This is a genomic window from Parabacteroides caecihominis (genome assembly GCF_023656785.1).
In the GTDB taxonomy this organism is placed as follows: Bacteria; Bacteroidota; Bacteroidia; order Bacteroidales; family Tannerellaceae; genus Parabacteroides; species Parabacteroides segnis.
On record NZ_JAMOKS010000024.1, the window covers coordinates 34,802 to 59,316 of the forward strand.

Genomic DNA, 24,515 nt, shown 5'->3' on the forward strand with positions numbered 1-24,515 from the left:
TCTATTTTATTGTTTCCAGAATCCCGGAACAAGTAATGTCAATACAGTAAATATCTCCAAACGTCCTGTCATCATCAGTAAGGAAAGGAACCATTTGGATACCACCGGAACTTCCGAGAAGTTGTCTACCGGCCCCAGTTTGCCAAGTCCCGGTCCGACATTGCTGATGGCTGAGACGGCAGCACCGATCGACTCTTCAAAACCCAACCCGTCGAGCATCAGCACGATACAGCTGAGTACGATCAGTGACATATAGGCAAAGGCGAAAGCCAGTACGCGGTGTACGACCTCGCCGGATACGATATGTGAATCCATCCTTACCGGGATAATGGCATGTGGATGGGTTTGTTTCTTGAATTCGTTGAACAGGTTTTTGGAAAGGATCACGAAACGTCCCATCTTCAGCCCTCCGCAGGTCGAGCCAGCGCAACCGCAGATGAACATCAGTATCAGGGCGATCATCCAGAAGAAAGGCCCCCAGGGAATATAATTCTCTGTCGCAAATCCGCAGGTCGAAACCAGCGTAACCACCTGGAATGCAGCCTGCCGGAAAGCTGTCGGGAAGTCTGTAAAGAATCCGTGATACATGATCCAGCCGGTTGTTATTCCCGTCATGATCAGGACGAACCAGAAGAACCAGCGAAACTCTTCATCGAAAAACAACTTCTTTATATTCCCGTTCAGACAGAAATAGATCAGGGTGATATTAGTCGCCCCGATAAACATAAATATCGTGATAACATATTCTATATAAGCCGAATGCCAATAAGCGATACTGGCGTTCTTGGTGGAATAACCGCCGGTAGAAATCGCTGTCAGGGCATGGTTTACCGCGTCATATAAATTCATCGGGCCTATCCATAACAACCCGATCAGCAGGACGGTAAGGAACACATAAACACCCCACAGGCGTTTCGCTACCTGTGTTACACGCGGACGGAACCGTTCGTGTGTGATCCCCGGCGTTTCGGCATTAAACATCTGTGTCGCTCCGCCTCCCAGGATAGGCATCAACGCTACGGTAAATACGATCATACCGATACCTCCCTGCCATTGGGTGAGACTTCGCCAGAACAGGACGCCTTTAGGCAGTGCCTCTATATCGGTGAGAATGGTCGATCCGGTGGTTGTGAATCCCGACATGGTCTCGAAGAAAGCATCCGTTATATTGTCGATATATCCTCCCAGGTAGAAAGGCAACATTCCCAGCAGGGAGAGCAATATCCAGGTTAATGAAACCGTCAGCATCCCTTCCCGGCGGCCGGCAGTGTATTCGTTTGCACGGAAACCGATGGCATAGAGCGATATGCCGACCCCGAACAGGATTCCGCTGGAGATAAGCAACGGGTAGAAATCGCCTCCTTTGTACAGGAAAGCGACCACTGTCGCCATCAGCATAAACAGTGTTTCGAGGATGCACATCATCCCCAGCATTTTTATTATGAAACGTATATTCAGTAACATACTAAAACATACTAATTAAAATAATCTTCCAGTTTACGCATGGCAGTCTCCAGGCAGAATACCACCACGTGGTCGTATGCCTGTATCTGTGTGTCACCCTTAATCATCATCGGTTCGCCGTCGCGTATCAGTCCGCCCAGCGTCAGGTCTTTCGGCAGGTGCAAGTCTTTCACCTGTTTGCGGGTGATCTTCGAATCGGGGCGTGCCACCAACTCGGCCACGTCGGCATTGGCAAAGGTCAGGAACTTCACGTTCGACACATCGGCATCCAGCAGGAACTGATAGATATGACTGGCGGCAATCAGCTTCTTGTTGATTACCGAACCGATATCCATATTCTCGGCCAGCGGGATATAGTCGATATTCTCGATCTTGGCGACTGTCTTGAATACGCCGAAACGTTTGGCAGCCAGGCAAGCCAGGATATTCGTACTCGAATTCTCGGTGAGGGCGACAAACGCCTGTGCGTCTTTGATCCCTTCCTGCATCAGTAACTCCGTGTCGCGTCCGTCTCCGTTGATGATCAGGACATTACTTGGTACTACTTCGGCTATGCGGTGACTTTTCTCTTTGTTTGTTTCCAGTATCTTTACGCGGATATTGTTCGGCAGGTACTGGCTGGTGCGGATAGCGATGCGGCTGCCTCCCATGATAAAGATCTTCTTTACTTCCGGGTCTTTTTTGCCGGCATGCATCTGCACGTCTTTGATATGTTCTTTGGTCGTCGTAAAGAAAACGATATCGCCGGGCAGGACAAGGTCGGTACCGCGGGGGATAATCGTTTCATATTGCCTTTTGATGGCAACGATATGGTACAGCTTTTGTTCGTTCAGCAGTTCGGCCAATTGTTTGTTCACCAGGCGGGAGTTTTCGCGAACCTTCACCCCGATCAGGATCAGGGCTCCTCCGAACAGTTCCCAGTACTGGCGTGTCCACGGGCGGCGTATCGCGTTGACGATCTCTTTGGCTGCCAGCATTTCCGGATAGATCATCGAGTGGATGCCCAGCTTCTCGAACAGTTCTTTGTTTTTAGGCAACAGATATTCGTAGTTGTTGATACGTGCCAGAGTTTTGCGTGCTCCCAGCTTGGAAGCCAGGATACTTGCCGCAATATTCGTTGTCTCTTCCGGAGTAACGCTGACGAACAGGTCTGTTTTTTTTATGCCGGCTTCTTCCAGGTCGCGGATCGAAGTCGGATTACCAACCATAGGAAGTATCTCCATATTGGTGTTGGTGATGTTCAACCGTTCCTCACTCGGGTCCATCAGGATGATATCCTGTTTTTCCTGAGATAACATCTTAGCAAGATGCGTACCCACTTCGCCTGCCCCGGCAATAATAATCTTCATTTTATCAATTGTTACTCATTCCACCTGCCGCATCGTCCGGCAAATCGTCATTAATAATTAATCGTTCATCATCTTTCGGATTTCTCCGGCTATGCTGCCGGCATCCAAGCCGCACAATTTGTATAACTCGGGGATCGACCCGTGTTCAATGAATGTGTCGGGTATACCGATGCGTTTCACCCGCGGAGTATATCCGTTGTCTGCCATAAATTCAAGAACCGCACTACCCAGTCCGCCCTTTACTACACCGTTCTCTACGGTAATGACGCGTTTGAACTTTTTGCCTATTTCGTCCAGTAATTCTTCATCGATCGGTTTCAGGTAAATCATGTCATAATGTGCAACCGATATTCCTTCACCGGCTACTTCTTCAATTGCTTTTATCACTTCGTTTCCAATCGGTCCGATAGATAAAACAGCTATATCGTCTCCTTCGCTCAATTTCTTTCCTTTTCCGATGGGCAGGACATGCATTTCGTTACGCCAGTCCTTTTTCTCGCCTTTCCCTCGCGGATAACGGATCACGAACGTGCCCGTAGCCTCCTTGTAACCCGTGTACATCAGGTTCCGCAAATCCAACTCGTTGAGTGGCGAGGCAACCGTCAGGTTGGGTATCGGACGGAGGTAAGCCAGGTCGAACACTCCGTGGTGCGTGGCGCCGTCTTCGCCAACCAGTCCGGCACGATCCAGGCAGATCACCATATGCAGTTTTTGCAGGGCGACGTCGTGTATCAGGTTATCGTATGCCCGCTGCATGAAAGAGGAGTAGACATTGCAGAACGGGATCATTCCTTCTTTCGCCAGTCCGGCGGAGAAAGTCACCGAGTGACCTTCGGCTATCCCGACATCGAAGGCCCGTTGAGGGAATGCCTTCATCATATAGATCATGGAACTTCCGGTCGGCATGGCGGGAGTGATACCCACGATCCGCTCATCCTTTTCCGCCAGTTCCACCAGCGTATGTCCGAAAACGTCCTGATACAATTGCGGCTCATCCAGGTTGTGCACGATGATGCGCTGGCCTGTTTCCTTGTTGAACTTGCCCGGTGCATGCCATTCGGTAGCCGATTCCTCGGCAGGCTTGAACCCTTTTCCTTTCTTTGTCTTGATATGCAGCAGCTTGGGGCCCTGCAAATCTTTTATATCGTTCAGTAGCTTTATCATGTAGTTCACATCGTGCCCGTCTACGGGGCCGAAGTAACGGATGCTGAAACCTTCAAACAGATTATGTTGTTGGGTGAGCAGTGCTTTCAGGCTGTTGTTGAAGCGCAGGATATTCCCCCGGCGGTCATTGTTGATGAGCTTCATCTTCCGCAGGCCGCGGTACACATCGTAACGCATTTTGTTGTAGGCCTGGCTGGTTGTGATGTCAACCAGATACTGGCTCAATCCTCCGACACAGTTGTCGATAGCCATATCGTTGTCGTTGAGGATAATCAGCAGGTTGTTGGGGTTGGCAGAGGCATTGTTCAGCCCTTCGAAGGCCAGTCCTCCGGTCATTGCCCCGTCGCCGATCACAGCTATTACGTGGCGGTCGTGTTCCTCCTTCAGCTCCGAGGCGACCGACATACCCATGGCTGCCGAAATGGAGTTGGAGGCATGTCCGGCAATGAAAGCGTCATACTCACTTTCTCCCGGGTTGGGGAAACCGCTGATTCCTTTGAATTTCCGGAGCGTATGAAAAGCCTCCCTACGTCCGGTCAGGATTTTGTGCCCGTAAGCCTGATGTCCGACGTCCCAAACGATCCGGTCGTAGGGCGTATTGAAGACATAATGCAGGGCGACGGTCAGTTCGACAGTACCGAGGCTGGCTCCCAGATGGCCGGGGTTTTCAGAAAGTATATCTATTATGTATTGCCGCAACTCTTCACATACCTCGCCCAATTTCTCCTGAGGCAACTTGCGTAAATCCTCGGGATAATTAATGACGTTTAATATATGTTCATCCTTGCAATCTATCATGTCCGCTAATTTTTGTGGCAAATGTAAAGAATTAACGGCACATAAAATAGTTTTGGCAGCGCATTTTCTATTTCCCGTAGCCGGATTGGGGTAATTCGTCGAATAAATTGAATTTTATTTTAATACTCTCGTTTTAGCTTCGCCCTTATCCGGCTAAGGCTTACCGGGGTGATTCCCAGATAGGAGGCGAGGCATTCCAGCGGCATTCTTTGCAGTAAATCCGGATTGTCTTTCAGCAGTTCCCTGTAACGTTCGGATGCGGTTGTAAACAGGAGGGAGATAAGCCTTTTCTCTGTTTGCAGGAATTCTGTTTCTGCAAATTTACGTCCCCAGTTGGCAATATGTATATCTTCTTCGAATAACTCATAGAGTTCTTTGCGTTTCAGCATATACAGCACCGAGTTTTCCATCAGTTCGACAGTTTCATATCCCTGCTGGTTGTTCACGTAGCTTTTCAATGAAACGATGGTGCTACCTTCCCGGCCGATCCAAAAGGTTACTTCTTTGCCGTCGACAGGGATATAAGCCCTTGCAATCCCTTTCTCGATAAAAAACAGATTTGTCTCGGTTTTGCCCGTTTCCAATATGAGGTGGCCTTTAGGATATGTAACCTTTGACAAGAGCCTCTTCAGCTTGTCCACTGAAGATTCCGGCATCGGGTATATTTTGTTTATGATCTCATGTATATCCATCGGGTATCCAATTGTTTTTACAAAAGTACTAAAAGTTACCTTTGAAAAAGGAATTTGTTTGCAACCTTCTGCCGTTATTTCTTATCAAATGTAAAGAGCCGGTGAGAGGGGGCAGCTTAACTTTGCAGCCAAATTTTAAATGTCGGAGTTTATGAGTTGGATTATATTGATTGTTGCGGGATTATTGGAGGTCTGTTTTGCCTTTTGTCTGGGTAAGACCAAGGAGACGGTAGGGAATGAATATTATCTGTGGGGAATAGGATTTGTGGTCTCCGTAACTCTGAGTATGTATCTTTTGGCAAAAGCGACACAGACTTTACCGATAGGTACTGCTTATCCGGTATGGACCGGTATCGGAGCTGTCGGTACGGTGTTGGTCGGGATTCTTTTTTTTCATGAACCGGCTACTTTGGGACGGTTGTTTTTTATTACGACTTTAATCGTCTCCATCATAGGGTTGAAGATGGTTTGATTTCCTGAATTTTGGTTATCAGCAAAGTTTTCGGGTGCACCGCGAACTTTGCTGATCCATATAAATAAAGTGAGTGGATTACAAGTTGTCTATTTCTTCAATTGACAGACCTGTACACTGGGCGATCATTTCTGTGTTGACTCCCCGCTTTTTTAAGTTGGCAGCGATAAGGCGTTGTTCCTCAGTCTTACCTATTTTGATCCCCTTTTCCACACCTTTCTCTTCCGCATAGTCAATCGTATTTTTATAATCGCGATAGCGTTTCAAGGCTTCATCATACAGGATACGTTCATCCTTGCTCAGATTAGCCACATCCGCCACTTCAAGCAATTTGTCGAAGACGGCTTTGCGTGCCTTGAAAGGCATTCTTTCCAATGTATCCATATGTTTTAATAAATATAACCAACGTTCAAAATCTGTTTCGCAATCATCCGGCTCTTTTGTAAACCAGGGGAGTTCCAAATAAACCTGGCGAATCTTGTCGCTAAACATACGCCCCGTATCACGGTCTGCCAATATAACATCAGTACGGAATTTGGAGTTTATCCCCATCTTATAGTTTAACAGAAATATGCCATACACCGGACATAAGCTAAACTTCCAGTCTTTTCCCTTTTCCCCTTGATTACTGATAGCCCGTGACAAGTAATAAATACCCCGGTCGTAAAAATAGGGTTGGGCTCCGTTTTGCATTTCGACCACAAACCAACCTCCTTTGTCATCTCTGCAATGAATGTCGAATATCACTCCCCGGTCCTCTATGGTTTCCGGTTGTTGGATAGGATTCAGGAAAGTGATGTCAATGATATGACGTTCATCTTTCAATAATTGATTCAGAAAATCAATTAATAACTCTTTGTGTACCTCTTGACCGAAGATACGGTGAAAACCGAAGTCGGTAAAAGGATTTATAAATTTTCCCATAACTAATGAATTTTGGTCGTCGTCCAATAACAGACGATGTGACAAAGGTAAAGATTATTTTAATAAACAATCGTTCTGAAGGGACTTTTTTCGTATCTCCGTCCGTTTTTGTGGTTCGGTGAAGGCGAGTATGACCTCTGATATGACTGGTCAGGCAGATTTGTGGGGAGAAAATTTGTAGAGTATGATTAGTGCGATTATGAGGGAAAATAATGCAGTCAGGTATTTGGGTAAGTCTGATTTCCTCTCTGCCTCTTTTCTGATCTCTTTTGTTTGTTTTGACTGCCTCTCCAATTGTTCCTCATATTGCCAGACGAGCGTTTGCAGACTATCGCAGGTAGCAGCGACAAATAACGTGTCATGCAGGAAACGGATTTCAGCGGTTGCCTGTCCGCTTTTTTGGATAAAGGCGGCGCCGGCTGGCAACTCTTTGAGGGCTGTGACCGGAATGGAAAGGTTGGCACGGCTTTCGGGGATTCGGGCCGTTTGAACTGTCAGGCGGCTGGTTTGCAGCAGGCTGTCGGTCTGCTGGTAAAAGGAAGCGGTGTGTTTGCGGCTCGAACAATTTGCGAAAAATAAGAAGATGAAAATGAATAGGCTGAATTTCATGGAGATTTTTAATGGTATGAATTTATGGGGTGTGTTTTGCAGTTGTCTCTTATTTATCTGTAAAGTACCTGCCAGCGGTTAAACCCTTCGCGATAAGACAGATGGAGGAACTTTTTGCGGCGGTAGAGGATTGCCTGGTCGAAAGGCAGGCCGGATTCTTTCAGTACTTCCAGCAGCTTTTCCGGCCCTTCGGCGATGTAGCAGTCGGCCGCTTCGCCTTTCGTGTGCTGTGAGTTTTTAACGCCGCCGGCCAGCAGGTTGACCGTTTCGTTGCGGTAGCCGCTTGTGATGGCGATTGCACTGCCGTAGCGGTTGCGAAGCGGTTGGAGCAGGTCGGCTACAAGGTTTTTCAACGCTTGAAGCGCTTGTGGGTTCGGTACGTTTTCAAGACCGTTTTCGACGGCAATCCGGCTGTATGTGAGTTCTTCGAAGGTGAAATTTCTACTAAGGTTCATTGATTTTGTTTGTATTTATAATCGACTCCGAACAGCGCTCCGGCAAACGTTGCAGTCTCACCGAAGGCCACCAGCACACTGTTATGAATCTCTCCCAGCGGAGCCGTCCAGAAGCCGAAAAATAAAAGGAGGATGCCGGCTGCGGTCAGCAGCACGGCAATCCAAAATTGTACACTTTGTTTAATTTTCAATTCTCAATTTTCAATTTTCAATTAACACGCTATGGTTCGCCCAGATATTCAAAGACGAGCGTCACCTGTTTAGGAGTTAAAATCTTTTGTCCGTTGTAATAGCCCGCATCTGTGAGGGCCTGCATGAGCGGTTTGTTATACACGAGCCAGCGTTTCAGTTGTACGCCGGCGCTGCGGATGCTGCTGTGCGGAAAATACATCGCACTCAGTTCTTTAATAGAAAGCGTTGTTGGTTTCATCGTGATAACAAAGATAATGAAAATTGAAGATTAAAAATTGAAAATTGAAAATTATTTTGACTTTCAATCCGATAATTATACTGATCGCGAAGCCTAATTTTCAATTTTCAATTAGCACGTTACTCGATTTCCGGTCTGTCGCTGCCTCCGCCGCCCCCTTCGGAGCCGCTGCCTTCGTCTTCCTTCTTTTCGGTAGAGGTGAAGGCGACCAGCTTTTTGGTATTACGCAGGGAGGCGCCGGGTGTGAAGATCACACGTGCCCCTTTCACGTCTGCCTGGGAGAACGACTTCTTGTCGCTTGCGCCGTTGCTGGACAACGAGAGGCGGAAATTACCGAACTCGCCTAACTGGACGATACGTCCTGCACGCAGCTCCATGTCGAGGATGAAATTAAGGTTATCCAATACCGCTTTTACGTCGGCGCTGGAAACGGTAGATCGCGCTCCGATCATGACACACAATGTATCCATGTCGGTATGCCCGTTGTAGTCCGGTATCGCATAAATTTTTTCCTGTGCTGCACCGCCTTTCAGGTCGGTCACTTTTCTTGTTACTAATTTGTAGCCCTGGGCCATCGTTTAATTGATTGTTTTTAAAGTTGATACTTTGTTGTTTCGTCTGATTGACAATGCAAAGTTACGACCGGTCGGATAGGCGGAGTTGAGTTGTGTGCAGATAGATGCAGATAAGTCGTTTTTTCAGATAAATTCGAACAAATAACTATCGTTGTTTTCGTCGAGGATGCCGTTTTGACGGAGGACGTCGTAGACGTTTTCGAATGATTTTGTGCCGAAACCTCTGAGACGCCTCAAATGATACATCTTTAATACTTTGATTTCAACCAACAAGTCTTTGAGCGTACGTATCTCTACGGCACAGAAAGAAAACAGGACACGGGTGTTGAAATTAAACTTGTGAACGGGTTGCAGGAGTATGCTCATCATCTCTTCCAGAAGCTTCGGGGTAAGTTCATACCTGTCGACTTCTTCCGGAGGAATATTGCCTTTGTTACGCCATGACTCATAAAGTAACGACCGTAACCGATTGTTATCATACTCCAGGGCCATATTTTTTACGGTCAACTGATTTACTAACTCTGTCTGCGCGGAGAGTTGTGCTTGCAACTCGTCTTCCGATGTTTCGTTTTTACTGTGTTGTGTCATAACGTTATTATATTTAAAATGAACTGCCTATCCTCACGGACGGGCAGTTCTTACTTAACCGATATTAAATTAATCAGGCTATCACCTGAAATTTATACCCCTCTTTTAAGTATAGTGAGTTCGATAAAGTCAAAAACAATGATCTTTTGTGTAAGATTATAAGATTGAAAGACGGCAGTTTAGGGCATAAAAAAAGCGTGTGACTGCGTCATGTTATTGATTACACAGGTATTTCCAGACCTACATCACTCAATAATAGACAACAGCCCACGCCATATTTTATACACATAAGTATATACAACTAGCATGGGCATTTTGTTGCTATTATTCTGAGTGATGTCTAAAACTGGAAATTTCGTATAATCAGAATAATATCTTAAAATGCTTAACTTATAATTTATATCATCGTAAATCCGTCACCGCTGTGACTGACCTTCATACGATGTTGCAAATATAACCTTTATTTATAAACAAACCTTGTTTATCTAGACTTTTTTCAATCTGACACCTTATTTCTGAAAGCCAGTCTCGAATTTTACATTATCTTCCCTTCCCTGTTTCACCACATCCGAGTCCGTTTTCGATTTCTCCCGGATGAAATTTGATTTTCTTCCGAAAGAAATTATTTTTTCTCCCGGAAGGGTGTTTTCCTATAAAAAACAACAGCTTTCGCCGGAATGGGGAAATTTACAATAAGTATTTTGGCGATGGCCTATTTTTCGCCGTTGGAATTTAGTGAAAATATATGTATTTAGCACTGGTGTAATAGTTAATGTTAATAAATATTCAACGAATAAAAATATTTTCATAAAATCGCGTACAAATATTGATTATTACTTGCTCATGTGAATTTAAACCCTTACTTTTGCATCGGTTTAATCAATCAACACCTGGTTAAATCTTAACTATTGTAATTTAATTATTTTAATTTTAAAGTAAACAATGACTAAAAGTGAAAAAGGCGTTTTAAAAGCCGGCCTACCTATGGAAAATTGCGTATCGACTCTCCAAATGAATGCGGAAAGCAGTGTCTTGTATGCCGGAAAAGGTCGTCAACTGTTGGAACAGATCGGGCGCGAAGGAATGAACGAATTCTTTGCGGGCGAAATCAGAGCCTACATTGCCGAATGTACATGCGAAGTCGGGCGAATGAACTGTATCCGTAAACCTTTCACGACCGAACTGGTCAAGTGGCAGAAGCAATTTGTCGCTTTTGAAAAAGGTATCGATCCCGCAGAAAAAGGCAGTCCTGCCTACGAAGCCTCCCGTATCCTGCTTGCTTATATGAAGAAGCAGATGAACGAAGCTGAAAACCGTGCCCTGCAACTGCAAAAGAACCGCGACCGCACCGAAAAGCGTATTGCCGGGCGTGATGACCTCTCCGATGAACAGAAGTCGCAAGCCTTGCAGAAGGCCGATTCGCGATTGCTGGCTGGGCAGGCTGCCCTTCAATTGACTGCGGTGGCTACCGATCTTATCCCTGTCGTGACCGAACCCGAAGGTTATATCGACCTGTTGCGTTTCTGGTGGGAGGAGCTTGGCCGTAACCTCTCGGATGATGATCTGGAACGTATTTTCCGCCCGATGCTGTCGTATGCCAAAAAACAGGCGCGCAAAGGGGTGAGAGTGAAAAGCGTTTATGTAGAATACCGCGAGGAACCGAAAGGGGGGCGGGCGGCGTGAATTTAGAAATAAATCTAAACGATACCATTTTAATAAAGTAATGAACAAAACAGAAAAGACTTTTTCCTTAATCTCTGTCAAAGACAGTTTTTTCAAAGCCCGCTATGAAGTGTTAGACGAAAGTACAGGCGACAACCATGTGATTACATATGAAAACAAGGCTCCGGTGCATCCCAGTCTCTCTGAAGCGTTGCAGCGCATGGCGTATCATGTAGTCAATTTTACCGGATTGGTGGCGGTGGATGACAATTTCCAGATCACCGGTTATCAACGTCAGAACTGCGGCGATGCGCAACTGCTGACCATCTATGCCCGTGTGGGAACCTCCGAAGAGTTTTGTGGAAATGTGGTGTCGCGCTTTCATATCGGCCGCGACGAATATGCTTCCATTGACCTGCTGCTCGAAGACCTGTCAAGCTGCGAACGTGAAGCGCTGGCTTATATCGAAACCGGCAAGCGCTTAGAATATGATGCCTTCATCCGCCTTGACAACGATGATTTACAAACCCTTCAAACTGCCGCCTGATGAAAAAGCATACCCTTACCATCGGTTGCCTCCTGGGAGACCAGGCGGCAGCCTGCCTGATGCGCCTGATTACGGGCGAAAAAGGTTCGCGCGGTTACACCTATTCGTGTGGCGAGGAATACGGGTATTTTTACGACCCGTTTCTGAAAAAATGGATGGCGTTCGACAACCGGCACAACACCTGTCTGGTCGAACAATGCAACACCTCGAAAGAGGCCGAAAACTTTCTCTATGACGACACTGGGGTATTCGCCGCTTAGCGCGTTGATCCTGAAGCATACGGGCGAGGAGGTGGTGGCGGAATACCGTTTCCATCCCGGGCGGGACTGGCGGTTCGACTTCGCCATCCCTTCCCGCCGTGTGGCTGTCGAGGTGGAGGGCGGCGCCTTCAACGGTGGCCGCCATATCCGCCCCGAAGGCTATCTGCGTGATATGGAGAAATATAATGAGGCGGCGGTCTCAGGCTGGTGCGTGATACGCGTGCTGCCTGGAGAACTGCTGATGCTGAAAACGTTACGGCTGGTTATCCGTGCGGTACAAAATCATAATTGAAAAAGTTTATAATAATCATGGCTAGACCTATCAAAAAAGGACTGGATTATTTTCCGGTCGATACCGATATATTTGAAAATATACAAGTACGTAAACTGAAAAGCCGCTACAAATCGTTTGGTTTCCTGGCTTACTTTACGCTCCTGTGCGACATTTACAAAAAAGAGGGGTATTTCCTGCAATTGTCGGATGATTATGTGTATGACCTTGCTGATCGTTTGGGAGATACGGAAGAAAAGATTCAGGAAATAATTGCTTATTGTTTGCAGCTTGGTTTGTTCAATCAACAAAAATATGACTGTTATCATGTATTAACGTCTAAAAGTATTCAGGAAAGATACATTTTAGTTGTAAAACGATGCAAAAATCCCATTTCCGAAGAGTTTAATTGCATTAACATCGTGGAAAATGCTGTTAATGTATCAGAAACGGGGGTTTCTGTTACAGAAATGCGACAAAGAAAAGAAAAGGAAAGTAAAGTAAATATACAACAGCAACAACACGCGTGCGAGGAGCCGAAAGAAGAACCGCAGAATTTGGATGAAGAGCGTGAGCAATGGAAAGATGTTTTGCTGGCAGACGAAGACTGGCAGGCCACCATCGTGCGTTATTCCGGAAAAGGCACAGCCGTCCTGCAATATGTGCGGGGAGCCATGGCCGTATTCGATGATTTCCTGCGCCTGAAATTCAGCCTGGATACGATCCGGACGAAAAAAGATTACAGCCAGAGTTTCATCGGCTGGTGGCGATACCACAATTTCAATCTGAAAACGGAGGAACTTTCCGGCGGCGCGCAGCAGCATATTCCTAAAGTGGTCTATTCATCCGGCCGGCCGGAACGCTCTTCGAAAGTAGAGGAATTGATGGAAACAGGGAAACGTGCGACGGAAATAGCCATGAAAATCTATAATTCGCAAGCCGTATGAGTTTGGAAATCAGACTGCAACATGCCATTGCCGACCGCCGCCTGATGACGTACCGGCCGGAGGAAATTCTTCCGGCGGTAAATCAAATATTATTCCAGACCTATGTCTTGCTGGGTTTTTCGCCTCCTAACGACCGTGATCTGGGTATTTTGATCGCTAAACTGGCAGCCGACCTTCAGGAGTCATATCCGAGCCTGACCTTGCAGGAGGTTGCCCTCTGTTTTGAATTGGGGGCCAAAGGTGAATACGGGGATTTCATGGGATTGAACCTGCGCACGATTACCCGCTGGCTGAAATGTTATCAAACCAGTGATTTGCGATACCGGGCTGTTGTGGAGCGTGAGCAAGCGAAATCGCTGTCTGCCCTTCCACCCGTCTCCGAGGCTTACAAGGAGGAGCGCGAACGGGTATTTCTGCGGCGGGTGTTTGAGCAATACCGGGCAGGCTGTCCGATCGAGCGGCTTTATCCGGCGCGGGTGTATCTCTCCCTGCAAGCGCGGGGAATTATCCGCGACAGTCCGGAGGCGAAACGGACTGCCATGCGGCAAGCGGCCGGTTACCGGCCTGCCGGGAATATGGTGATAGACGAAGATATGCGGCTGGCGATGGTTAAGCAGCAGGCGATGGGGATTTGTTTGAGGCGGTTTTTTGATAGATTAATTGATGGAGATGATGATTTGTTCTTAAATAAAAGAGCCTGAAAAAAAGCTGCTTCCAAGTTACATGGAGGCAGCTTTAGTTTAATATCATTAATTACCTTTTGTCAGTTCATCTGCTATTTTTGTGGCTTGTTTTAGTACTGTATCCGTGGCTAGCATTTGCATATCGGGGGGATAACCGTATCGCCTTAATAAACGTTTTACAGCAACGCGTAGTTTGGCTTTTACACTTTCCTTAATTGTCCAGTCGATAGACGCATTTTGCCGGATCGTGTCTGTGAGTGCTACAGCCAGCTCGCGTAGTTTGTCTTTTTGCATCAGCTCGCGGGCACTTTCATTATCTGCTACGGCGGTGTAAAATGCATATTCATATTCCGTCAACCCGAGAGAACGAGCTTCACTGTCCATTTTAGTGATATTCTGGCTAAGTTTTATCAGTTCTTCGATGACTTCAGCGGCAGTCAGAATCTTATTGTGATATTTCTTGATGGTACTTTCCAACATTTCCATTAATGAACGCCCTTTAACAAGGTTTGTTTTTGAACGAGCTTTTATTTCATCGTTGAGTAGCTTTTGTAATACTTCAAGAGCAATATTTTTATGCTTCATATCTTTCAACTCCAGCATAAAATCTTCTGAAAGAATGGATATGTCGGGTTTTTTTATTCCGGCAGCATCGAAAATGTCAATGACCTGTTCGGTTACAAGGGCCTTGTCTATTACCTGGCGGATAGTCGTTGCAATTTCCTCGTTGGTTTTGCCTGCTTCATTAGTTTCAAACTTTACCAATCGAGCTTTTACCGCTTGGAAAAAGGCAACCTCGTCTTTTACATCCATAGCCTGATCGTGCGGAATGGCAATAGCAAAAGCTCTGGAAAGGGCTGTTACTTCATTGATGAAACGTTTCTTACCATTTTCAATACTTAAAATGTGCTCTTCCGCTTCGAGAATAAGACCTAGTTTGCGGGATGTATCTGCTGCGAAGTATTCTTCATACGGGAATCCGTGTAACATGGCTGAAATTATCTCCAGCTTTTCCTGCATCAATTGAACCGCTTTTTCTTGTGCAACGGCTGGGTCGCCTTTTCCTCCGGAGTCGGAATAAAAGGAGAGTGCTTTTTTTAGGTCGGAAGCAATACCGAGGTAATCAACGATTAATCCGCCTGGTTTATCTTTGTATACCCGGTTTACACGGGCAATAGCTTGCATTAGGTTATGCCCTTTCATGGGTTTGTCGATGTAAAGAGTATGCATACTCGGAGCATCAAAACCAGTGAGCCACATATCACGAACAATCACCAGTTTTAGTTCATCGTCAGGAGATTTCATTCTTTCGGCCAGCCTCCGTCGTTGCTCCTTAGTGGTATGATGTCGGGCTATTTTTGAGCCTTCATCGGAACTATCGGAGGTCATAATTACCTTTATCGCTCCTTTATTCAGATCGGGCGAATGCCACTCGGGACGGATTTTTATAATAGCTTCGTAGAGATCAGCGGCAATGCGGCGGCTCATGGCTACGATCATTCCTTTTCCTTCAAATACTGACTGTCGGTTTTCGAAATGAGTAACAATATCTTGCGCGATCTCTTTTATACGATCCTCACTGCCTACCAGTCCTTCGAGTTGTGTCCATTTGGCTTTTAGCCTCTGACTGTGGCTCAACTCATCGTCTTCTAGTTCGCTGTCAAGAGCTTTGATAAGTTCTTGACCTTCTTTACTCAGGTTGACTTTAGCCAAACGACTTTCGTAATAAATGCGCACGGTGGCTCCGTCTTCTACAGCCTGCGAAATATCGTAAATATCCACATAATTGCCGAATACAGCCGGAGTGTTTATATCGCTGTTTTCAATAGGTGTTCCTGTAAAGCCTAAATAAGTCGCGTTGGGCAATGCGTCGCGCATATATTTAGCAAAGCCATATACGATTTTTTTTCCTGTAATTATTCCTTCTTCGTTCTTGGTATCCACAGTCTTAGCTTTGAAACCGTATTGAGTTCGGTGTGCTTCGTCGGCTATCACTATGATATTCTTTCTTTCGGAAAGTGTAGGATATACATTGCCTTCTTCCGGCTGAAATTTCTGTATGGTTGTAAATACAATACCTCCCGAGGCAACTTTCAGCCGATTTCGTAAATCTTCCCGGCTCTCGGCTTGTACAGGTTCTTGGCGTAACAATTGTTTGCAGTTACTGAAAGTATCGAACAGCTGGTCGTCGAGGTCGTTACGATCGGTAATAACAAGTAAAGTGGGGTTATCCATAGCCAGCACTATTTTTCCGGCATAAAACACCATCGAAAGTGATTTCCCGCTTCCTTGTGTATGCCATACAACTCCTCCTTTATGATCGCCTTTAGGTTGTTTTTTCGTTCCGGGAAGTCCATAGCTCACAGGGTCTTCACGTAACACACTACCTTCCTCTATCTCCATGTAATCGGGAATGGCGTACGGCACATGTGGAACATGATGATGGAAATCGGAAGCACGAAGGGTTGACTCTACTGCGCGATTCACTGCATAATACTGGTGATAGGCCGCTATTTTCTTTATCGGAACCACATTGATAATTCCGGTTTGAGGATCTTCTATTTTTGAATTTTCAAAAACAATAAAATGACGTATATAATCTACAATCGTTTCGGGGTTGAGCATTCCGCGTACCAATATTTCCAACTGGTTCATCAGATTGGACGCTTCTGCTCTTCCGTCGGCCGACTTCCATGCCTGAAAACGACTATATCCGGCTGACAGAGAACCTGCTTTTGCTTCCAGACCGTCGGATATCACAATAATGGCGTTGTAGATAAAGAGTGACGGGAGCATTGCTTTGTAAGTGTCTATCTGCCGATAGGCTGATTGCAGAGTTGCTTTTTCAAGAACTGCGTTTTTCAACTCCAGAATTACAAGCGGTATTCCGTTAATGAAAAGCAATACATCCGGTCGTTTGGTTTGTCCGTTTTCAATAATGGTAAATTGATTGGTTACGACAAAATTATTATTGGCGGGATAGTTAAAATCCATCAGCCATACGCGTTCGCCCCGCTCGTCGCCATTGACATAATGCGTTACAGGTATTCCTTCAGTCAGATAGCGATGAAAGGTTTCGTTGTTGTTTATCAACTCGGTAGAAGCGATATGGGTAATCTTTCGGATCGCTTCTTCCCGCAAATCTGCGGGAATATCCGGATTGATACGACGCACAGATTCACGTAAGCGTTCCATCAGCAGAACCTCTTCGTAACTTTCCCTTTCGGGGTTAAGACTGTCGGGAGCCGTTTCGGATGCAGGAATGTATTCGTAGCCAATCCACTGGAAAAGGCGGACGGCGAATTCTTCGATTTTACGTTCACTAATTTTTGTCATCGCTATTCTCTTTGAAATTTTTATATTCCTTTAAAAAAGCCTCTTCGTCAACATTATATAGAATTTCGCTGGCGGCATAAGAGTATTCAGCCATAGTGAATTCTCCGTATTGATCATCCCAATACTCGTTGAAATCTGCGGCTTCGAAATATTCCAGTTTTGATTTCTTTTCTTCAAGAACTTTTTCTATCCGTTGATTTTCGAACATGCGTATAAGGAAACAACAGGTTAATTCTGTACTGTCTATCAATAAATCTCTGGAAACTTCATCAATCAGGTTGTTCCTTTCTTCCAGTTGATCCAGTGTTTTTCCATGAGAATTGGTTCCGACCTGATTTCTTATGGTGGCTACGTGTTGTGCAATTGTGCCCAAAGCAGTACTAATTTGAATGGCATAATGATCGTTAGAATATCCCATAGCAGAGAAGGCATTTTTTACTATGCCCTGAACAGTGGATCTCTTTACCAGTTCTTTTCCATGGTATTTGCATATTTCTTTGCCTACAGCCTCCAATAATGATTTTGTGTTTTCCATGGATATGCTGAAATCCACAGCCAAATTCATTTCGATTCTTTCAATAAAAACCGAGAGCTTTGACCAGTATTTATATTGCTCTATGAGTTTCTTTAGCTTTTCCATTAGTCTGTCACTTTTATTTCTCCACTCATTAGTTTGGGGAGAAGGGTGTCACGAAGTTGGGTTAAGATTTGAATTTGTTGTTGGTTGGATTCGATTTTTTTGAAGAAACAAGCTACTCTTTCTTCAAATTTATATATAATTACCTCATCTTTGGGGATAGATATAGAATGTTCTTTAAAAGTTTTTGTGGTAATTGTGTCAAAAACACTTCCATAAACAGATGATTGTAGCAAATTTACGGAATGATTTATTACCAAATAAGTGAAAAAGAAACAATTAGGATAACGAGGCAATATACCATAATTAGATTGGCTAAAAGCCATTGGCTCGGCTAAAATACAATATTTACCTACGGTTCCACGCGCAGAGATAACAGTTGCGTATTTGGGTAATAGTTTTGCAGAACTATTAGTTAAGCCTGTTTGGGTTATGGATTTTTCTGAATTAGTAATAATTGTTTTATGATTATTGGCTATATCACCTCCAGATAACCATTTTATATTACCATTCCAGTATTCAATAATGGCTGTTTTGGGTGTACCACCTCCAACTAATTCTATTATTTCAGAAAGTTTTTTTTCTTCCCAATCATCTTTTGCTTCTTCAATAAACCACTGCCGGAATATCGTTTCAGCCATTTTTTCAAGGGTGGCGTTTTGGTGATGGAGAAGATTTATTTTATCATCTAAAACACTTAAAATTGAAACGATATTTTTTTGAATAGATATCTCTGGTAGAGAAAGATATAAATCACTGAATGCCTCTTTTGGAACTCTCTGTCTTCCTGATGTTCCATCCATATTTTTTTCAGCGTGATTTCTTACTTCTTCCCAGCGAGATAGGTAATAAACGAAATCAGTGTCAGATAGATTTTTCTTTCCTCTAAATACATAAAATTCAGTAGAGCCAAAACCTTTTCCATTCTTGAGACCTTTCACCTGACATATTTTTCCATTTTCTAAACATGGTGTTATTCTGGCAAAGAGGGTGTCACCTTCTTCAAATCGACTTCCTCCTGATAATGGACGTTCTTGAGAAGGCATACAGTACCTAGTACTTTCGTTTAAATCTTTCATTTCAACGAAAGATATATTTTCTTTTGGCAATTTGACTGTAGGATTAATACAAACAAAATCAGAAAACCGATATTCTTTCCACTCACCCATCTATCCCAATTCTTTTAATATTTTCCGCAATCAGTTTATTCAATCTCTCTTCTTCCTTCATTTGTTCTTTCAACTCAGCAGTCAGCTGGGTGAATCTTTCTTTGAAGTCAAAATCATCTTCTTCATCCGGTAGTCCGACATACCGTCCCGGAGTAAGCACATAATCCAGTTCTTTAACCCGTTCGATCGGTGTGGAGGAACAGAAACCCGGAATATCTTCATAATCTCCGGCCGGATTACGCCAGTTATGATATATCCCGGCTATTTCTGCAATATCATTATCATTTGGATTTTCAGAACCATTTGAAAGTTCACGTGTACGGCGATTGATAAGATGTCCCATATTACGTGCGTCGATAAAAAGAATCTCTTTACTGCGGTTGCGGAATTTTCCATTGGCGCGGTTACGACTCAAAAACCATAAAGCGGCAGGAATTTGTGTATTAAGAAACAACTTCGCTGGGAGATTTACAATGCAGTCAATCAGTCCTGCTTCAACAAGTGCTTTGCGTATTTCTCCTTCACCGGATGTTTTGGAGGTCAGTGCACCTTTGGCAAGTACTACGCCTGCCTGTCCGTTGGGCGAAAGATGATAGAGGAAATGTTGCATCCAGGCAAAGTTTGAGTTTCCTACCGGAGGAAGGCCATAACGCCAGCGGCCATCTGTGCGCAGTAAATCACCGCCCCAGTCGCTCATATTAAATGGAGGATTAGCGAGAATGTAATCAGCACGGAGGTCTTTGTGTGCATCGTTAAGAAAAGAACCCTCATTGTTCCATTTTACTTGCGAACTGTCGATACCGCGAATTGCCAGATTCATTTTACAAAGACGCCAGGTTGTCTGGTTGCTTTCCTGTCCGTAAACAGATATATCATGGACCCGTCCCTGGTGTGCAGAAACGAATTTTTCTGATTGTACAAACATTCCCCCCGAGCCACAGCAAGGGTCGAACAGGCGTCCGCGGAAAGGTTCGATCATCTCTACCAATAATTCGACTACACTGCGTGGAGTATAGAACTGACCTCCTTTTTTGCCTTCTGCTAAGGCGAATTCTCCGAGGAAATATTCAAAAACATGTCCTAAAACGTCGGCACTTCTTGATTTTACGTCGCCCAGAGCAATATTGCCGATAAGGTCGATTAATTCTCCCAACGATGTGGGGTCCAGATTCTGGCGGCCATATACTTTAGGAAGTACATCTTTGAGTGAATTGTTTTCCTTTTCGATAGCTATCATTGCATTATCAAGGTGTTTACCAATAGTTGGTTGTTTTGCTACAGAAAGCAAATATGACCAACGGGCTGTAGGAGGAACGAAAAATACATTTTCTCCGTTGTATTCATCTTTATCTTCCGGATCGGCACCCAGATGCTCTTCTTTCTTGAGTTTATCATATAGCTCCTCGAAGGAGTCGGAAATGTATTTGAGAAAGATCAGACCTAAAACAACATGTTTATACTCAGCAGCATCTATGTTTTTACGTAGCTTATCTGCTGATTTCCATAATTGTTTTTCGAGCGATTCTTCTGTTGCTTTATTGCTTTTTTTTGCCATTATTTTTCATGTTTATTTCTAATTTGCCAAAGTTAAAAATATTTCTGTTGCGGAGAAAGTAAAAATGATGTAAACGAGGATTATAAATCTGTTTTAAAGTGAAATTTTAATTTTGTGAATTATTTACAGTTTATGAAGTGTTTATTTGATTTATCAACAAAGTTATCAACACGTTAATTGATTAGAAATAAAAATATTAGGCGTTTTTGTGTGAAGATGTAAACACTAGGAACTATTCTATTGTGAATAACTTCGGTAGGCTATAAAAATAAAACAGCCTCAGAATAAATCTGAAGCTGTTTTCAGTGATCCGCCTGGGGTTCGAACCCAGGACCCCATCCTTAAAAGGGATGTGCTCTACCTGCTGAGCTAGCGAATCATCCTGTGCATACTCTGTATTGCGGTGTGCTTTACTTCTGTATTGCGGGTGCAAAGGTAGGGTTTATTTTTGAATTTGCAATAGTTGGAGGAAGTTTTTTTGAAAAAAGTTACTTTTCTTTCTTTTTCTCCGGTTGAATATCAGCAGGGGGAGGAGCGATAATGTCCTCTTCCAGCAAGATAAAACGCTTATAATAAGATAGACAGAGTGTCGTGAGCGGTAATGCGATGATTAAGCCGATAAAACCTAACAAAGTTCCCCAGATGGAGAGCGAAAGAAGGATGATGGCCGGATTCAGTCCCATTGCTTTTCCCATGATACGCGGTGTAAGGTATAAATCCTGGATACATTGTACGATTCCGAGTATTAATAATCCCGAACCGAAGATAATCCAGAAATTCTGTCCGGTCTCCGCCGACTTTAGCAGGCTGAGGATGACCATCGGGATAAGGCCGATCGCTTGCAGGTACGGAATCAGGTTCAGCACGCCGATAAATAACCCGAGTGTCACGGCCAGCGGGAAACCGACGATTTTGAAACCTATCGAAAGTAAAACTCCGACACATAGCGCAATCAATGACTGTCCGCGGAAATAACGGTTCATGCTCTGCTCCACATCGTCGGCCAACCCTTTGGCGAAAGGACGGATGCGTGCCGGAATCAGGTTTATCCAGCCGTTGGCTATCTTTTCGTAGTCGAGCAGGATGAAAATGAAATATAACAGAATCACGAATATAATCGTTATGCTGAAAAGGATGGAGAATGTGTTCGACAGGATGTTCCAGACCTTCGGGGCGAGCTGCTTGATTGCATTCTGTATGTTCTCCCGGCTGAGGAGTTCCATCAGCTGGTTTATGTCTACATTGTTTTCAAGATACTCGATCCATGAAGCTGGTATAAGCGGAACATGGCCTTCTCCCGGATTATGCGTGCGCATCAGGTTCAGGGTCCGCTCGGCTTCCTGGGCGACAGACGGAACGACCAGTGCGGCGGCAATCCCGATAATCAGCGATGCGGAGATGATGACTGCGACGATGGCCAGGATGCGGCTTTTCAGCTTCAGCTTATACTGGAAGAACTTGACGAAGGGTTGCATCATATAGGCGAGCAGCCAGGCAATCAGGAAGGGGAGCAAGGCATTACGCAATACGGTAATCAGGTAAAGCAATACGCCGATGATGACGATGCTGAATACGATACGTGTCACCCGGTCGAACGTAAAAGGTCTTTCAAACAATGAGTTCATATTATAATTTTTATCTTTGCTGAACAAAGATAGAATAAAGTAGAATAGTATAATAAGATGATAAAGAAAATATTATGTACCGCCCTGCTGCTCGGCTGTTTTTTACAGCCACAGGCACAAACTCCGCAGCCTGTCAAACAGTTACTGAATGCTCCTTATATGAAAGGGGCTACTTTCTCCATCGTGGTGAAGGACCTTCAGGATGGGAAAACCGTCTATAATTATGATGGGGACCGGGAGGTTTCGCCTGCTTCCGTGTTGAAAACCGTCGCTACGGCTACGGCTTTGGAGATTTTGGGGGACGATTACTGTTTTCCGACTTCGCTGGAGTATGACGGTTCCATAAAAGAGGGTGTGCTGAACGGCAATCTGTATATCAAAGGCAGTGGCGACCCGTCGCTGGGTTCGGCTCATTTCGCTCCGGACAGGAATGCGTATACGCCTGCGAAAAACAAATTCGTACCGGAATGGATTGCCGCTTTGAAGAAGGCCGGTATCCGGAAGATTGCCGGGGCGGTGGTGTCGGACGAGCGAATCTTTGACACGGAAGGTGCTTCCATCAAATGGCTGCGGGAAGATATGGGTAATTATTATGCGCCAGGCAGCTACGGGGTTTCCGTGTTCGATAATATGTATAAGTTGTATCTGAAGTCGGGGGCTGCGGGCAGCCGTCCGGTGGTGACCGGCACTGAACCGGAACTGCCGGGTGTCCGTTTCACCAATTATCTGAAAGCGGCGCCTGTCTCGTCGGACAGTGCCTATATTATCGGTGCTCCGCTTGCCGGCGAACGCTATTTGTACGGTGTCGTTCCTGCCAATCGCGAACGTTATGTGTTGAAGGGGGATATTCCTGATCCGGCATTGTTCCTGGCGGAGTATCTGACCGTATGCCTGGAACGCGAAGGCATTGCCGTGGGAAAGGAGCCGACCTGTTATCGGATTGAATCGGAAGCGGGGCGATGGAAGACGGTGGAGAGGAAAACGATTGTCACCACCTATTCCCCAACGTTGAAGGAGATTGCGGGTGTGACGAACCATGTGAGCCATAATTTGTTTGCCGATGCGTTGGTCAAGACAGTCGGTCTGCAATATATTCCGCGGAAGAACGAGGTTATTTCTTCTTTCGGCCGGGGTGTCCGAGTGGTCGCCGCCCATTGGGACAGGAAGGGGCTGGATGTTTTCCCTTTGCGGATGCACGATGGCAGCGGACTGGCTCCTGCGGATAAGGTTTCTGCGGAGTTTATAGCCGATTTGCTGGTTTATATGGCGACGAAGTCCGATTATGCCGAAGCCTTTATCGAATCCTTGCCGCAGGCCGGTATCGAAGGTTCGGTGCGGAATTTCCTGAAAGGTTCCGGTTTGCAGGGGAAGGCTCGTCTGAAAAGTGGCGGAATCACCGGTGTGCGAAGTTATGCCGGCTATATAATAAAAGACGGCAAGCGGTATGCCGTTGCCGTTTTCTCCAATAACTATGCCTGTAGTATGAGCGAGATGACGAAAGGGTTGGAAAAGTTGCTACTGCAACTTTTCTAAGGCAGCAGCGCCCTCTGTGCCAGAAACTCCATGAACTTCTGCTTGTAGTTGTCGGAGATGGGGATGTATTCTTTGCCGAACACAATCCGGTTGCGTTCGATTACTTTGATCTTTTCCGGCTGGACGATAAAGGAGCGGTGCACGCGGATGAAGCGGTTCGCCGGCAGCATGTCTTCCAGGCTTTTCATACTCATCAGCGAAAGGATGGGATGGGCTTCGCCTTCAACGAATATCTTGACATAATCTTTCAGACCTTCGATATAGAGTATTTTACGGAGTTCGACCTGTACCAGTTTATATTCCGTCTTGATGAAAATGCTTTCGACGGAAGGGGAAACTGCCTGGGGAGGAGCGGTTTGCGTAGGGGCGGTTCGCGAACCGCCCCTACTTGAGCCCTCGCGCAGCAGTTCGTACCATTGCAACGCCTTATTGGCCGATTTCAGGAAGTCGGCGTAGCTAATCGGTTTCAGCAGATAATCGAGTGCGTTGACCTTATAGCTGTCGAGCGCATACTGGCTGAAAGCGGTCGTAAAGATGATGCGCGTATCGGTCTTCAGGATGCGGGAAAACTCCATCCCGTTGAGCTCCGGCATCTGGATATCGAGGAAAAGCAGGTCGACCGGCTCTTTGCTGAGGGCGGGAAGCGCGTTGACGGCACTATTGTATTTTCCCGCCAGTTCCAGGAAAGGCGTCTTGTTTACATAACTTTCCAGCAGGCTGATAGCCAGTGGTTCGTCGTCGATGATTGCACATTTCAGAATCATAGCCTA

25 protein-coding genes and 1 tRNA gene are annotated in these 24,515 nt (G+C 45.3%); 8 read left to right on the forward strand and 18 right to left on the reverse strand.

Going from position 1 to position 24,515, the window contains the following annotated elements; genetic code table 11:
- Nucleotides 1-6 precede the first annotated feature (6 nt).
- The 4 genes from NBH14_RS18850 to NBH14_RS18865 all read right to left on the reverse strand — a co-directional run bounded on the left by NBH14_RS18850 (nucleotide 7) and on the right by NBH14_RS18865 (nucleotide 5,467).
- Entirely contained in the window at nucleotides 7-1,464 is a 1,458-nt protein-coding gene (locus NBH14_RS18850) for a TrkH family potassium uptake protein (protein ID WP_186960633.1), read from the reverse strand.
- An 11-nt stretch (nucleotides 1,465-1,475) separates the two neighbouring features.
- Nucleotides 1,476-2,813 carry a Trk system potassium transporter TrkA gene (gene trkA, locus NBH14_RS18855; protein WP_128132973.1) on the reverse strand — a complete coding sequence of 446 codons (1,338 nt, stop codon included), beginning with the start codon at nucleotides 2,811-2,813 and terminating at the stop codon, nucleotides 1,476-1,478.
- Nucleotides 2,814-2,870: 57 nt separating this feature from the next.
- Complete coding sequence (dxs, locus tag NBH14_RS18860) at nucleotides 2,871-4,775, reverse strand: 1-deoxy-D-xylulose-5-phosphate synthase (protein ID WP_129696837.1); 1,905 nt, start codon at nucleotides 4,773-4,775, stop codon at nucleotides 2,871-2,873.
- A gap of 119 nt (nucleotides 4,776-4,894) precedes the next feature.
- A complete protein-coding gene (locus NBH14_RS18865; RefSeq protein ID WP_128132972.1) occupies nucleotides 4,895-5,467 on the reverse strand; it encodes a Crp/Fnr family transcriptional regulator in 573 nt (190 codons plus the stop codon).
- Between the two features lie 151 nt (nucleotides 5,468-5,618).
- On the opposite strand from NBH14_RS18865, the gene NBH14_RS18870 reads away from it, so the two are divergent.
- The gene (locus NBH14_RS18870) at nucleotides 5,619-5,939 is read left to right on the forward strand and encodes a DMT family transporter (protein ID WP_009859892.1); all 321 of its coding nucleotides are present in this window, start codon (nucleotides 5,619-5,621) and stop codon (nucleotides 5,937-5,939) included.
- 78 nt (nucleotides 5,940-6,017) lie between these two features.
- On the opposite strand, the gene NBH14_RS18875 is transcribed toward NBH14_RS18870, so the two are convergent.
- The 7 genes from NBH14_RS18875 to NBH14_RS18905 form a co-directional block, all read right to left on the reverse strand.
- Entirely contained in the window at nucleotides 6,018-6,863 is an 846-nt protein-coding gene (locus NBH14_RS18875) for an Rpn family recombination-promoting nuclease/putative transposase (protein ID WP_186960634.1), read from the reverse strand.
- Between the two features lie 150 nt (nucleotides 6,864-7,013).
- Complete coding sequence (locus NBH14_RS18880; RefSeq protein ID WP_186960635.1) at nucleotides 7,014-7,472, reverse strand: hypothetical protein; 459 nt, start codon at nucleotides 7,470-7,472, stop codon at nucleotides 7,014-7,016.
- Between the two features lie 53 nt (nucleotides 7,473-7,525).
- The gene (locus tag NBH14_RS18885; RefSeq protein ID WP_186960636.1) at nucleotides 7,526-7,927 is read right to left on the reverse strand and encodes a D-Ala-D-Ala carboxypeptidase family metallohydrolase; all 402 of its coding nucleotides are present in this window, start codon (nucleotides 7,925-7,927) and stop codon (nucleotides 7,526-7,528) included.
- Nucleotides 7,924-8,118, reverse strand: coding sequence for a TRADD-N-associated membrane domain-containing protein (locus tag NBH14_RS18890; protein WP_186960679.1), 195 nt, complete (start codon nucleotides 8,116-8,118; stop codon nucleotides 7,924-7,926). The genes NBH14_RS18885 and NBH14_RS18890 overlap by 4 nt, the downstream gene beginning before the upstream one ends.
- A gap of 29 nt (nucleotides 8,119-8,147) precedes the next feature.
- Nucleotides 8,148-8,357 (reverse strand): DUF4248 domain-containing protein, encoded by a 210-nt coding sequence (locus tag NBH14_RS18895; RefSeq protein ID WP_046146147.1) that lies wholly within the window; start codon nucleotides 8,355-8,357, stop codon nucleotides 8,148-8,150.
- Nucleotides 8,358-8,476: 119 nt separating this feature from the next.
- Nucleotides 8,477-8,932, reverse strand: a complete 456-nt coding sequence (locus tag NBH14_RS18900) for an HU family DNA-binding protein (RefSeq protein ID WP_010800778.1) — start codon at nucleotides 8,930-8,932, stop codon at nucleotides 8,477-8,479.
- Between the two features lie 123 nt (nucleotides 8,933-9,055).
- On the reverse strand, nucleotides 9,056-9,520 hold the full coding sequence (locus tag NBH14_RS18905) for a hypothetical protein (RefSeq protein ID WP_186960637.1): 465 nt from the start codon (nucleotides 9,518-9,520) through the stop codon (nucleotides 9,056-9,058).
- Nucleotides 9,521-10,504: 984 nt separating this feature from the next.
- On the opposite strand from NBH14_RS18905, the gene NBH14_RS18910 reads away from it, so the two are divergent.
- From NBH14_RS18910 to NBH14_RS18935, 6 genes are read left to right on the forward strand one after another with little or no spacing between them, the layout of a single operon-like run.
- Complete coding sequence (locus tag NBH14_RS18910) at nucleotides 10,505-11,203, forward strand: amidase (protein WP_186960638.1); 699 nt, start codon at nucleotides 10,505-10,507, stop codon at nucleotides 11,201-11,203.
- 40 nt (nucleotides 11,204-11,243) lie between these two features.
- Complete coding sequence (locus NBH14_RS18915) at nucleotides 11,244-11,729, forward strand: hypothetical protein (RefSeq protein ID WP_186960639.1); 486 nt, start codon at nucleotides 11,244-11,246, stop codon at nucleotides 11,727-11,729.
- On the forward strand, nucleotides 11,729-11,989 hold the full coding sequence (locus NBH14_RS18920; RefSeq protein ID WP_186960640.1) for a hypothetical protein: 261 nt from the start codon (nucleotides 11,729-11,731) through the stop codon (nucleotides 11,987-11,989). The genes NBH14_RS18915 and NBH14_RS18920 overlap by 1 nt, the downstream gene beginning before the upstream one ends.
- Complete coding sequence (locus tag NBH14_RS18925; protein WP_250817707.1) at nucleotides 11,961-12,281, forward strand: putative endonuclease domain-containing protein; 321 nt, start codon at nucleotides 11,961-11,963, stop codon at nucleotides 12,279-12,281. The genes NBH14_RS18920 and NBH14_RS18925 overlap by 29 nt, the downstream gene beginning before the upstream one ends.
- 17 nt (nucleotides 12,282-12,298) lie before the next feature.
- Nucleotides 12,299-13,207: a DUF4373 domain-containing protein gene (locus NBH14_RS18930; protein WP_250817708.1), complete on the forward strand. Its 909-nt coding sequence runs from the start codon at nucleotides 12,299-12,301 to the stop codon at nucleotides 13,205-13,207.
- Entirely contained in the window at nucleotides 13,204-13,908 is a 705-nt protein-coding gene (locus tag NBH14_RS18935; RefSeq protein WP_186960641.1) for a hypothetical protein, read from the forward strand. The genes NBH14_RS18930 and NBH14_RS18935 overlap by 4 nt, the downstream gene beginning before the upstream one ends.
- A gap of 48 nt (nucleotides 13,909-13,956) precedes the next feature.
- On the opposite strand, the gene NBH14_RS18940 is transcribed toward NBH14_RS18935, so the two are convergent.
- The 6 genes from NBH14_RS18940 to NBH14_RS18965 form a co-directional block, all read right to left on the reverse strand.
- Entirely contained in the window at nucleotides 13,957-17,226 is a 3,270-nt protein-coding gene (locus tag NBH14_RS18940; RefSeq protein ID WP_186960642.1) for a type I restriction endonuclease subunit R, read from the reverse strand.
- Nucleotides 17,213-17,866, reverse strand: coding sequence for an abortive infection family protein (locus NBH14_RS18945; protein WP_186960643.1), 654 nt, complete (start codon nucleotides 17,864-17,866; stop codon nucleotides 17,213-17,215). Before NBH14_RS18945 ends, NBH14_RS18940 begins: the two co-directional genes overlap by 14 nt.
- Nucleotides 17,866-19,032 carry a restriction endonuclease subunit S gene (locus tag NBH14_RS18950; RefSeq protein WP_186960644.1) on the reverse strand — a complete coding sequence of 389 codons (1,167 nt, stop codon included), beginning with the start codon at nucleotides 19,030-19,032 and terminating at the stop codon, nucleotides 17,866-17,868. The genes NBH14_RS18945 and NBH14_RS18950 overlap by 1 nt, the downstream gene beginning before the upstream one ends.
- On the reverse strand, nucleotides 19,025-20,587 hold the full coding sequence (locus NBH14_RS18955; RefSeq protein ID WP_186960645.1) for a type I restriction-modification system subunit M: 1,563 nt from the start codon (nucleotides 20,585-20,587) through the stop codon (nucleotides 19,025-19,027). Before NBH14_RS18955 ends, NBH14_RS18950 begins: the two co-directional genes overlap by 8 nt.
- Nucleotides 20,588-20,893: 306 nt before the next feature.
- Nucleotides 20,894-20,966, reverse strand: a tRNA-Lys gene (locus tag NBH14_RS18960).
- 109 nt (nucleotides 20,967-21,075) lie between these two features.
- Nucleotides 21,076-22,212 carry an AI-2E family transporter gene (locus NBH14_RS18965; protein ID WP_009859873.1) on the reverse strand — a complete coding sequence of 379 codons (1,137 nt, stop codon included), beginning with the start codon at nucleotides 22,210-22,212 and terminating at the stop codon, nucleotides 21,076-21,078.
- 57 nt (nucleotides 22,213-22,269) lie between these two features.
- On the opposite strand from NBH14_RS18965, the gene dacB reads away from it, so the two are divergent.
- A complete protein-coding gene (dacB, locus tag NBH14_RS18970) occupies nucleotides 22,270-23,745 on the forward strand; it encodes a D-alanyl-D-alanine carboxypeptidase/D-alanyl-D-alanine endopeptidase (RefSeq protein WP_186960646.1) in 1,476 nt (491 codons plus the stop codon).
- Here dacB and NBH14_RS18975 read toward each other — a convergent pair.
- Nucleotides 23,742-24,509: a LytR/AlgR family response regulator transcription factor gene (locus tag NBH14_RS18975; RefSeq protein WP_186960647.1), complete on the reverse strand. Its 768-nt coding sequence runs from the start codon at nucleotides 24,507-24,509 to the stop codon at nucleotides 23,742-23,744. The two genes, dacB and NBH14_RS18975, sit on opposite strands and share 4 nt — an antisense overlap.
- Between the last annotated feature and the right edge of the window lie 6 nt (nucleotides 24,510-24,515).

Bases quoted from the DNA above. Each gene is read 5' to 3' on its own strand.
- NBH14_RS18895 (WP_046146147.1), bottom strand. From the start codon at position 8,357: ATGAAACCAACAACGCTTTCTATTAAAGAACTGAGTGCGATGTATTTT.
- NBH14_RS18905 (WP_186960637.1), bottom strand. From the start codon at position 9,520: ATGACACAACACAGTAAAAACGAAACATCGGAAGACGAGTTGCAAGCA.
- NBH14_RS18920 (WP_186960640.1), top strand. From the start codon at position 11,729: ATGAAAAAGCATACCCTTACCATCGGTTGCCTCCTGGGAGACCAGGCG.
- NBH14_RS18930 (WP_250817708.1), top strand. From the start codon at position 12,299: ATGGCTAGACCTATCAAAAAAGGACTGGATTATTTTCCGGTCGATACC.
- dxs (WP_129696837.1), bottom strand. From the start codon at position 4,775: ATGATAGATTGCAAGGATGAACATATATTAAACGTCATTAATTATCCC.
- NBH14_RS18870 (WP_009859892.1), top strand. From the start codon at position 5,619: ATGAGTTGGATTATATTGATTGTTGCGGGATTATTGGAGGTCTGTTTT.
- NBH14_RS18950 (WP_186960644.1), bottom strand. From the start codon at position 19,032: ATGGGTGAGTGGAAAGAATATCGGTTTTCTGATTTTGTTTGTATTAAT.
- NBH14_RS18875 (WP_186960634.1), bottom strand. From the start codon at position 6,863: ATGGGAAAATTTATAAATCCTTTTACCGACTTCGGTTTTCACCGTATC.
- trkA (WP_128132973.1), bottom strand. From the start codon at position 2,813: ATGAAGATTATTATTGCCGGGGCAGGCGAAGTGGGTACGCATCTTGCT.
- NBH14_RS18940 (WP_186960642.1), bottom strand. From the start codon at position 17,226: ATGACAAAAATTAGTGAACGTAAAATCGAAGAATTCGCCGTCCGCCTT.
- NBH14_RS18965 (WP_009859873.1), bottom strand. From the start codon at position 22,212: ATGAACTCATTGTTTGAAAGACCTTTTACGTTCGACCGGGTGACACGT.
- NBH14_RS18880 (WP_186960635.1), bottom strand. From the start codon at position 7,472: ATGAAATTCAGCCTATTCATTTTCATCTTCTTATTTTTCGCAAATTGT.
- NBH14_RS18915 (WP_186960639.1), top strand. From the start codon at position 11,244: ATGAACAAAACAGAAAAGACTTTTTCCTTAATCTCTGTCAAAGACAGT.
- NBH14_RS18935 (WP_186960641.1), top strand. From the start codon at position 13,204: ATGAGTTTGGAAATCAGACTGCAACATGCCATTGCCGACCGCCGCCTG.
- NBH14_RS18945 (WP_186960643.1), bottom strand. From the start codon at position 17,866: ATGGAAAAGCTAAAGAAACTCATAGAGCAATATAAATACTGGTCAAAG.
- dacB (WP_186960646.1), top strand. From the start codon at position 22,270: ATGATAAAGAAAATATTATGTACCGCCCTGCTGCTCGGCTGTTTTTTA.
- NBH14_RS18975 (WP_186960647.1), bottom strand. From the start codon at position 24,509: ATGATTCTGAAATGTGCAATCATCGACGACGAACCACTGGCTATCAGC.
- NBH14_RS18885 (WP_186960636.1), bottom strand. From the start codon at position 7,927: ATGAACCTTAGTAGAAATTTCACCTTCGAAGAACTCACATACAGCCGG.
- NBH14_RS18925 (WP_250817707.1), top strand. From the start codon at position 11,961: ATGACGACACTGGGGTATTCGCCGCTTAGCGCGTTGATCCTGAAGCAT.
- NBH14_RS18850 (WP_186960633.1), bottom strand. From the start codon at position 1,464: ATGTTACTGAATATACGTTTCATAATAAAAATGCTGGGGATGATGTGC.
- NBH14_RS18900 (WP_010800778.1), bottom strand. From the start codon at position 8,932: ATGGCCCAGGGCTACAAATTAGTAACAAGAAAAGTGACCGACCTGAAA.
- NBH14_RS18910 (WP_186960638.1), top strand. From the start codon at position 10,505: ATGGAAAATTGCGTATCGACTCTCCAAATGAATGCGGAAAGCAGTGTC.
- NBH14_RS18955 (WP_186960645.1), bottom strand. From the start codon at position 20,587: ATGGCAAAAAAAAGCAATAAAGCAACAGAAGAATCGCTCGAAAAACAA.
- NBH14_RS18865 (WP_128132972.1), bottom strand. From the start codon at position 5,467: ATGGATATACATGAGATCATAAACAAAATATACCCGATGCCGGAATCT.